Here is an 8473-nt window from a genome sequence, read left to right on the forward strand (position 1 = left end):
GGATCTCCGCCGGACACCCGGCCGCCCCCGCCTCGCTCGCGCCCGGCGACCCCGGCGGGGTGTGGCCGGCGGCGGCGCTGGCCCGCGGCGAGTCCGTGCTCGTGCCGCTGGAGGGCGCCCCGTTCGCGGACCTGCCGTCCGGCGAGTGGCCGGACCCGCCCGCGCAGGCGCTCGTGGTGCCGCTGCTGCAGCAGGCGAGCGCCCCGTACGGGTTCCTGGTGGCCGCGCTCAACCGGTACCGGCCGCTGGACGACGGCTACCGCGGGTTCGTCGAGCTGGCGGCCGGGCACGTCGCGGCGGGGATCGCCAGCGCCCGCAGCTACCAGGCACAGCAGCGGCGCGCCGAGGAGCTGGCCGAGCTCGACCGCGCGAAGACCGTCTTCTTCTCCAACATCAGCCACGAGTTCCGCACCCCGCTGACGCTGATCATGGGTCCGGTCGAGGAGCTGCGCGGCCGTCTGCAGGACGCCGACGCCGAGGTGCGCGAGGAGCTGGAGGCCATCCGCCGCAACGGGTTGCGGCTGGGCAAGCTGGTTAACACGCTGCTCGACTTCTCCCGGCTGGAGGCGGGCCGGATGCAGGCCCGCTACGAGCCGGTCGACCTGGCCGCGGTCACCGCCGAGCTGGCCAGCCTCTTCCGTTCCGCCATCGACAAGGCGGGCCTGGAGTTCCACGTCGACTGTCCCCCGCTCGACGAGCGCGTGTACATCGACCGCGGCATGTGGGAGAAGGTGGTCCTCAACCTGCTCAGCAACGCGCTGAAGTTCACCTTCGAGGGGTCGATCGGCGTGGCGGTGCGCAGGGAGGGCGCCCACGCGACGGTGACGGTCACCGACACGGGCGTGGGCATCCCGGCGGAGGAGGTGCCGCGGCTGTTCGAGCGGTTCCACCGCATCGAGAACGCCCGTTCGCGCTCCAACGAGGGCAGCGGCATCGGCCTGGCCCTCGTCCAGGAGCTGGTCGCGCTGCACGGCGGCGCCATCGCCGCCGACAGCGCCGAGGGCGAAGGCACCCGCTTCACGATCCGGCTGCCGTTCGGCTCCGCGCACCTGCCCGCCGAGGCGATCACGACGGCCGCCGGCACCGGCGCCGCGTCCGCCACCGCCGCCCCCTACGTCCAGGAGGCCCTGCGCTGGCTGCCCGCGGACACCGCCGCCGATCCCGCCGAGGACGCCGTGGAGATGCCGTCCCACGGCGCCCTCGCCGCCCCGGCGCGCGTCCTGGTGGCCGACGACAACGCCGACATGCGCGAGTACCTCGTCCGCCTCCTCAAGGGCGCCGGCTACCAGGTCGACACGGCGAGCGACGGGCGACAGGCCCTGGACGCCATCCGCGCCGACGTCCCCGACCTGGTCGTCAGCGACGTGATGATGCCCCGCCTGGACGGCCTGTCCCTGGTGGGGGCGTTGCGGGCCGAGCCGCGCACCGCCGCCGTCCCGGTGCTCCTGCTGTCGGCCCGGGCGGGCCAGGAGGCGTCCATCGAGGGCCTGCAGGCGGGCGCCGACGACTACCTGGTCAAGCCCTTCGCCGCCGCCGAACTGCTCGCGCGGGTGCGGGCCAACATGGAGATGGCGCGCCTGCGACACCACCAGGCCCGCTGGCGCACCGCACTGGTGGACTCCCTGCAGGAGGCGTTCTTCGTCTGCGACGAGAACGGCGCCGTCGTCGACATCAACAGCGGGTTCACCGACATGCTCGGCTACGGGCCGGAGAACCTGCCGTACCTGCCGGTCCATCCCTGGTGGCCCGACGCCGGCACCGATCCCGAGGCCCACCGGCAGGCCGCGGACGCCTTCGCCGGCCTTCTCGGCGACGGCCAGGGCAGCTGCACGATCCCCCTCACCCACCGCGACGGGCATCGTCTGTGGGTCAGCGCCACCGTCAACCGGGCGCAGGACCCCGACACGGGGCGGCGCGTCGTCGTCGGCACCTTCCGCGACGTCACCGCCGAGCACTACGCCATCCAGCGCGAAAGCGCCCTCGCCTCCCTCAGCACCTGCCTGTCGCGGGCGGCCAGCCTGCCCGAGGCGCTGGCCGGCGCGCTGCGGGAACTGCGTGACCTGTGGCGGGCCCGGTCCGTGGTCGCCGCCGTCTTCGGCCACGGCGCCGAACCCACCCTGACCGCCACCGACCCGGCGCTGGACTGGCGGCGGCTGCCCGCCGAGCGCCGCGAGTCGCTCACCGAGCTGCGTCAGCGGCCGCTGCTGACTCCCGTCGCCGGCCCCACCGGCGTCGGGGTCCTGCTGGAGCACCCCGACGGGCCGCTGGCCCTGTTCGTGGACCTCGGCGACCACCGGCCCTTCACCGGCGAGGACCAGCTCCTGCTGTCACTGCTGGCCTCGCACCTCGCCCAGGGACTGGCCCGCGCCCACCAGATCGACCAGCAGCGCGAGACCGCGATCGCGCTGCAACGCGCCATCCTCGGCCCCTCCCGGCTGCCCGACGGGTTCGCCGTCCGCTACGAGCCCGCCACGCGCCCCCTGGAGGTCGGCGGCGACTGGTACGACACCGTCGCCCTGCCCGGCGGCCGCATCGGCATCGTGGTCGGCGACTGCGTCGGGCGCGGTGTGCAGGCCGCCGCCGTGATGGGCCAGCTGCGCAGCGCGTGCCGGGCGCTGCTGCTGCAGGACGAAAGCCCGGCGCGCACCCTCATGGCCCTGGACCAGTTCGCGGCCGGCGTCCCCGGCGCCGTCTGCACCACCGTCTTCTGCGGGGTCCTCGACCCGGACACCGGACACCTCACCTACTCCAGCGCCGGTCACCCGCCGGGCATCCTCACCCACCCCGACGGCACCACCCACCTGCTCGAGGACGGGCGTTCCGTCCCCCTGGCGGTCCGCAGGACCAGGCCGCGGCCCGAAGGCGAGACGACCATCCCCGCCCGCGGCACGCTCATGCTGTACACCGACGGCCTGGTCGAACGCCGCCGCCGGCCCCTCGACGTGGGCATCGGCCTGGCCAGCCAAGTGGTCCAGGACGGCCGGGAGGTCGCCGTCAACGATCTCGCCGCGCAGGTGATGACGCGCCTGGCGCCCGCCGACGGCTTCGACGACGACGTCGCTCTGCTGCTCTACCGGCACCCCGCCCCGCTGGAGATGACCTTCCCCGCCGAGTCGTCCCAGCTGGCGCCCGTACGGAAGGCCCTGCGGACCTGGCTCGCGCAGTGCGACCTGCCGGCCCAGATGATCCAGAACATCCTGGTGGCGGCCGGTGAGGCGTGCGCCAACGCCATCGAGCACGGTCACCGCCACTCCCCCGGTGAGACCGTCCGCCTGCGGGCCGAGGCCTTCGTCGACGTCCTGCGCCTCACCGTCGCCGACACCGGACGCTGGAAGTCGCCGCAGCCCGAGGCGAACCCCCACCGCGGCCGCGGCGTCGCGCTCATGCGCGCCCTGATGCAGCAGGTCACCATCACCCCCAGTCCGTACGGCACCACCGTCGACATGCACACGAGGATCGCCCGATGAGCACTCCCCTCACCGTCACCCCCGGCCAGGGCCCGGACGGCGCCCGGCTCCTGACCGTGGCCGGCGAGATCGACATGAGCAACACCGCCGCCCTCGCCGACGCCATCGGCGGCACGGCGGGCCCGCTCGTCCTCGACCTGACCGGCGTGGAGTACCTCGACAGCGCCGGCCTGAACGTCCTGTTCGCCCACGCCGACCACATCACGCTCATCGCCAACCCTTTGCTGGAGTCCCTCCTGACCATCTCCGGCCTCGCCGAGCTGGCCACCGTCCACTACCGGGAGCCCGGCGCCTCGATGGCCGGATAGCGGCTCCGGCACCCCCCCGGGCCCCGTTCGGGTCTCCTCGTGGCCTGTCTACTCTCGGAGGAAAGGGGGACGGGCCATGAAGACGAGCCAACCTCTGCCGCTGGTGCCGGTGCTGGGCGGGGCCGTCACCGCGGCCGTCCTCGGCTACGCCTACGGACGGTGGCGCGTCCGGCGACCGGCCTCCGCGATCACGCCGGCGCCGGTCGAGGCCCATCCGCCGCCCGCCGCCCAGCCGGCGACGACGACGGCCGACGAGATCGCCGAGCACCTGGCGGCGGCCAACGCCATGATCAACCTGTGTGAGCGGATCCGCTGGTACGCCGAGGACCTGTGCCATGAGCTCCGCTCACCCCTGACCGCGCTGCGTACCGAGCTGGAGGAGGCCCGGCTGCACCCCCGGCAGGCCGACACCACCCGCATGATCGAGAACGCTCTGGTGAGCGCCGACCGGATGGACCGCGTAATCGACAGCATCCTCGTGATGAGCCGGTTGCAGGCCGCCAGCCACCAGACCCGGGAGCGGTTCGACCTGGCCGCCGTGGTGCGCAACGAGGTGCTGGTGACCTCGCTGCACGCCCGCATGCGTCCCTCCGACCCCGTCGTCGTCTGGGCGGTGCGGGAGCAGATCCGCCAGGCGCTGCGCAACCTGCTCGACAACGCCCACCGCCACGCCCGCCGCACGGTGGAGGTCGAGGTCCGCCACGCCGACGGGACGGTCTTCGTGATCGTGGACGACGACGGCGACGGCGTCCCGAACGCCGATCGGCGGCGCCTGATCGAGCGGTTCACCCGGGTCGACGACGTCCGCCGCCGGGACGAGGGCGGCACGAGCCTCGACCTGAGCCTCATTCAGGCGATCACCGAGGTGCACGGCGGCACCCTCCACGTGGAGGACTCCCCCATCGGCGGCGCCCGGTTCGTCCTCACTCTGCCCGCGGCCCAGCCGTAGAGATCGGCGGAGTCGCGGTCAGGCGTCCAGGAACTCGTCGATCATCGGGGCCAGCCACTCGGCCCGCTGCGGGATCGAGGTGTGCGTGGTGCCCGGCAGGATCGCCAGCCGGCACCGCGGCAGCGGGGTCAGGTCGCCGGGCACCCCGCCGCCGAGCAGCCGGAACATCTCCAGGGCGTGCTCCGGGCGGACGATGTCCGCGTCGCCCAGGACGATCATCACGGGGGCGGCGAGCGCGCGGATGCGGTCGGCCGGCCACCGCGGCAGGTCGCCGTCGAGCCGCTTCACTTTGGCCACGAGGGTCGCGAACCGGTCAGGGAACGGCGCGGTGCGCAGGTACTCCTCGTGGAACTCCGAACCGTGCAGGTGCTCCGGCCGCAGGTCCTGGATGCCGTCGAGCAGGCCCGGGTACAGGCCGCTCTCGTCGAAGCTCACCGACGCCAGCACGAGCCGGCCGACCCGCTCGGCGTGGTGCGTGCCGAGCCGCAGCCCGACCGCCGCCCCCATGCTCCAGCCGAACACGTCCGCCCGCCCGACCCCGAGGTGGTCGAGCAGCGCTACCACGTCCGCCGCGAGGTCCTCCACCGTGAGGTCGCGCTCGACGTCCCCGGTGCGGCCGTGCGCCTGCAGTTCCACGGCGAGCACGCGGCGGGTCCTCGCCAGGTGCGGCAGGATCGCGCCGAACGAGGTGCCGATCCCGGACAGCGCGCCGTGGATCAGGACGACCGGCCGGCCGGCGCCGGCGCCGTGCTCCTCGTAGTACATCTCCAGGCCGTTCACCGGTGCGTGGCTCATGGTGGCGATCCCCTCTCGAACTGGGCGACGCACCCACGGTGCGCCCGCTCGCTTACGACCGGCTTCCGGCGGGCTTACGGCTTGTAGGGTGATCCGCATGCGGTTCGGCGTACTGGGTCCGGTCGACGTCACGACCGACGCCGGCGAGCCGGTCACCGTTCCCGGCGTCAAGGTCCGCGCGCTCCTCGCCGACCTGCTCGCCAACCGCAACCAGGTGGTCTCGGCCGACCGGCTGATCGAGGACCTGTGGGGCGACGCCCCTCCCGCGAACCCCGCCGGCGCCCTGCAGGTGCGGGTCTCGCAGCTCCGCAAGGCGCTGAACGACGCCGAGCCCGGCGCCCGCGACCTGGTGGAGTCGCGCCCGCCCGGCTACCTCCTGCGGGCGACCGCCGACGCGGACCGGTTCGCCGAGCTGACCGCGGCGGGGGACGCGGACCGCCTCACCGAGGCGCTCGCGCTGTGGCGCGGCGAGCCGTACGCGGACTTCGCCGACGAGGAGTACGTTCGTGCCGAGGCCGTACGGCTGGCCGAGCAGCGCCTCGTCGTGCTCGAACGCCTCGCGGAGCTCCGCCTGGCCCGCGGGGAGCACGACCTGGCCGCGGCCGACCTGGCCGACCTCGTCACCCGCCATCCGCTCCGGGAGAGCCTGCGGGCCCTGCATCTGCGCGCCCTGTATGCGGCCGGCCGTCAGACCGAGGCCCTCGAGAGCTACGCCGGCCTGCGCGAACGCCTCGCCGAGGAGATGGGCGTCGATCCCGGCCCCGACCTGGTCGCCCTGCACGGGCGGATCCTGGCCCAGGACGCCGGGCTGACCGGGCCGCCCCGCACGGCCCTGATCCGCAACAGCCTCCCGGCCCGGCTCGACGAGCTGGTCGGGCGGGCCGAGGCGCTCACCGAGCTGCGGGCGCTGATCCCGGAGCACCGGCTGGTCACGCTCACCGGGCCGGGGGGCGTCGGCAAGACCCGGCTGGCCACCGAGGCGGCCCGCGAGCAGGCGTACCCGGACGGCGTCCACGTCGTGGAGCTCGCCGCGCTGCCGCCCGGCGATCCCGGCGTGGCCGAACGGGTCCTCACCGCTCTGGACGTCCGCGAGGTGGCCGGCGCCGGTGTCCCGGCCGCCGAGCGGCTGCTCGCCGCCGTCGGCCGGCGGCGGCTGCTGCTCGTGCTGGACAACTGCGAGCACGTCGTCGAACCGGCGGCTGGCCTGGTGGCCCGGCTGCTGCGGGACGCTCCCGGCGTGACCGTGCTGGCGACCAGCCGGGAACCGCTCGGCCTCACCGGCGAGCTGGTGTGGGAGGTGCCGCCGCTGGCCCTGCCGGACGAGGAGCGCGATCTGGACGCGGTCCGCCGCTCGGCCGCGGCCCGGCTGTTCGCCGCGCGCGCCGCCGCCCGGCAGCGCGGCTTCCGGCTGGACGAGCGGACCGCCCCGGCCGTGGCGCGGATCTGCCGCCGCCTGGACGGCCTGCCGCTGGCACTGGAGCTGGCCGCGACCAGGGTCCGCGCGCTCGGCGTGGCCGGCGTGGCCGAGCGCCTCGACGACCGCTTCACGCTGCTCGCCACCACACAGCGCGACCTGCCGGAGCGGCAGCGGACCCTGGCCGCGGCGATCGGCTGGAGCTGGGACCTGCTCGACGACGCCGACCGCGAGGTCCTGGCGCGGCTCGCCGTCTTCGGCGGCGGCTGCGCCCCCGACGCCGCCGAGGCCGTCTGCGGCGCCGGCCTCGACGTGCTGGCCCGGCTGGTCGACCGGTCGCTGGTGGTCCTCGACGACACGGCGGCCGGGCCGCGTCACCGGCTGCTGGAGTCGGTGGCGGCGTTCTGCCTCGACCGGCTCGAGACGGTCCGTCCGGGCGGCGTCGCCGAGGCCCGCGCCCGGCACGCGGCGTACTACACGGAGCTGGCCGAGCGCGCGGACCCCGAGTTGCGCGGGCCCGCTCAGGCCGAGTGGCTGTCGAGGCTCGACGCCGAGGACGGCAACCTGCGGGCGGCGCTCGCGCACGGCGGCGGGCTGCGCCTGGCCAACGCGCTGACCTGGTATTGGTTCCTGCGCGGCCGGTTCACCGAGGCCCGGCGCGCACTGGCGCTCGACGGCGACGCGTCCCACCGGGCCGGGGCCGAGGCGTGGCGGGCAGGCTTCGCCCTGCTCCAGGGCGACGAGGCGGACACGGCGGGCGTCTCCGCGTACGACGACGGCCGCGGCACGTGGTTCGTGGCCGCGGCGCTCATCGAGCGCGGCGAGCTGACACTGGCGGAGGAGCTGCTGTCGTCCGCCGAGGACGCCGCGGGGAAGGCGGCCGACCGGTGGACCGAGGCCGCCGTGCTGGCCAGCCGGGCCAAGCTCGCCCACGCGGGCGGCGACCTCGCCGCCCTGGAGCGCGACGGCGCCCGCAGCGCGGAGATCTTCGCGGAGCTGGGCGACCGCTGGGGCGGGGTGCAGGCCGGCCAGTGGATGGCCGGCCTGGCCGAGCTCACGGGCGACCACGACCGGGCCGCGGCCCTGCTCCGCGAGGCGCTGAGCCGGGCCGAGGAGCTGTCGCTGTGGCCCGAGGTGGGCACCGCGCTGTCCTGGCTGGCCTGGCTCGCCGTGCAGACCCGCGACTACGGGCGGGCCCGGGAGCTGGCGGGGCGGGCGTACCGCCTGGCGGCCGAGCAGGACTGGCCGGCCGCGATGGTGTTCGCCGAGCTCGGCCTCGGCTTCGCCGCCCGGCGCGCGGGCAGGCTCGACGTCGCCGTCGCCCACCTCGAACGGCTGGTGGAGCGGGCCCGGCGCGACGCGCAGCCGGCGCTGTTCCTGCCGATGACGCTGGTCGAGCTGGGGTACGCGGCCGAACAGGGCGGCGATCCGGCGACCGGCCTGGCCCGGCATGCCGAGGCGTTCGACGCGGCGCGGGCGATGGGCGCGCCGCGGGACGCGATCGGCGCCCTCGAGGGCATCGCGTCGGCCGCCGCCCACT

General features: G+C 75.3%; 5 protein-coding genes. 4 read left to right on the forward strand and 1 reads right to left on the reverse strand.

All coding sequences use genetic code 11. The annotated features are described in order from the left end of the window. From MPTA5024_RS36305 to MPTA5024_RS36315, 3 genes are all read left to right on the forward strand, one after another. Positions 1-3467, forward strand: a 3467-nt coding sequence (locus tag MPTA5024_RS36305; protein WP_036332601.1) for a SpoIIE family protein phosphatase, incomplete at its 5' end; no start/stop codon positions are given. After that, on the forward strand, positions 3464-3775 hold the full coding sequence (locus tag MPTA5024_RS36310) for an STAS domain-containing protein (RefSeq protein WP_036332603.1): 312 nt from the start codon (positions 3464-3466) through the stop codon (positions 3773-3775). The genes MPTA5024_RS36305 and MPTA5024_RS36310, both read left to right, overlap by 4 nt. A gap of 76 nt (positions 3776-3851) precedes the next feature. Further along, positions 3852-4724, forward strand: coding sequence for a sensor histidine kinase (locus tag MPTA5024_RS36315; RefSeq protein WP_051459103.1), 873 nt, complete (start codon positions 3852-3854; stop codon positions 4722-4724). A gap of 18 nt (positions 4725-4742) precedes the next feature. On the opposite strand, the gene MPTA5024_RS36320 is transcribed toward MPTA5024_RS36315, so the two are convergent. Continuing rightward, positions 4743-5519 carry an alpha/beta fold hydrolase gene (locus tag MPTA5024_RS36320; RefSeq protein ID WP_036332605.1) on the reverse strand — a complete coding sequence of 259 codons (777 nt, stop codon included), beginning with the start codon at positions 5517-5519 and terminating at the stop codon, positions 4743-4745. Between the two features lie 97 nt (positions 5520-5616). Here MPTA5024_RS36320 and MPTA5024_RS44470 point away from each other — a divergent pair. Next, positions 5617-8473: BTAD domain-containing putative transcriptional regulator (locus MPTA5024_RS44470; protein ID WP_084370277.1), on the forward strand; the 2857-nt coding region annotated here is incomplete at its 3' end.

It is taken from the genome of Microbispora sp. ATCC PTA-5024 (assembly GCF_000511135.2).
GTDB lineage: Bacteria > Actinomycetota > Actinomycetes > Streptosporangiales > Streptosporangiaceae > Microbispora > Microbispora corallina.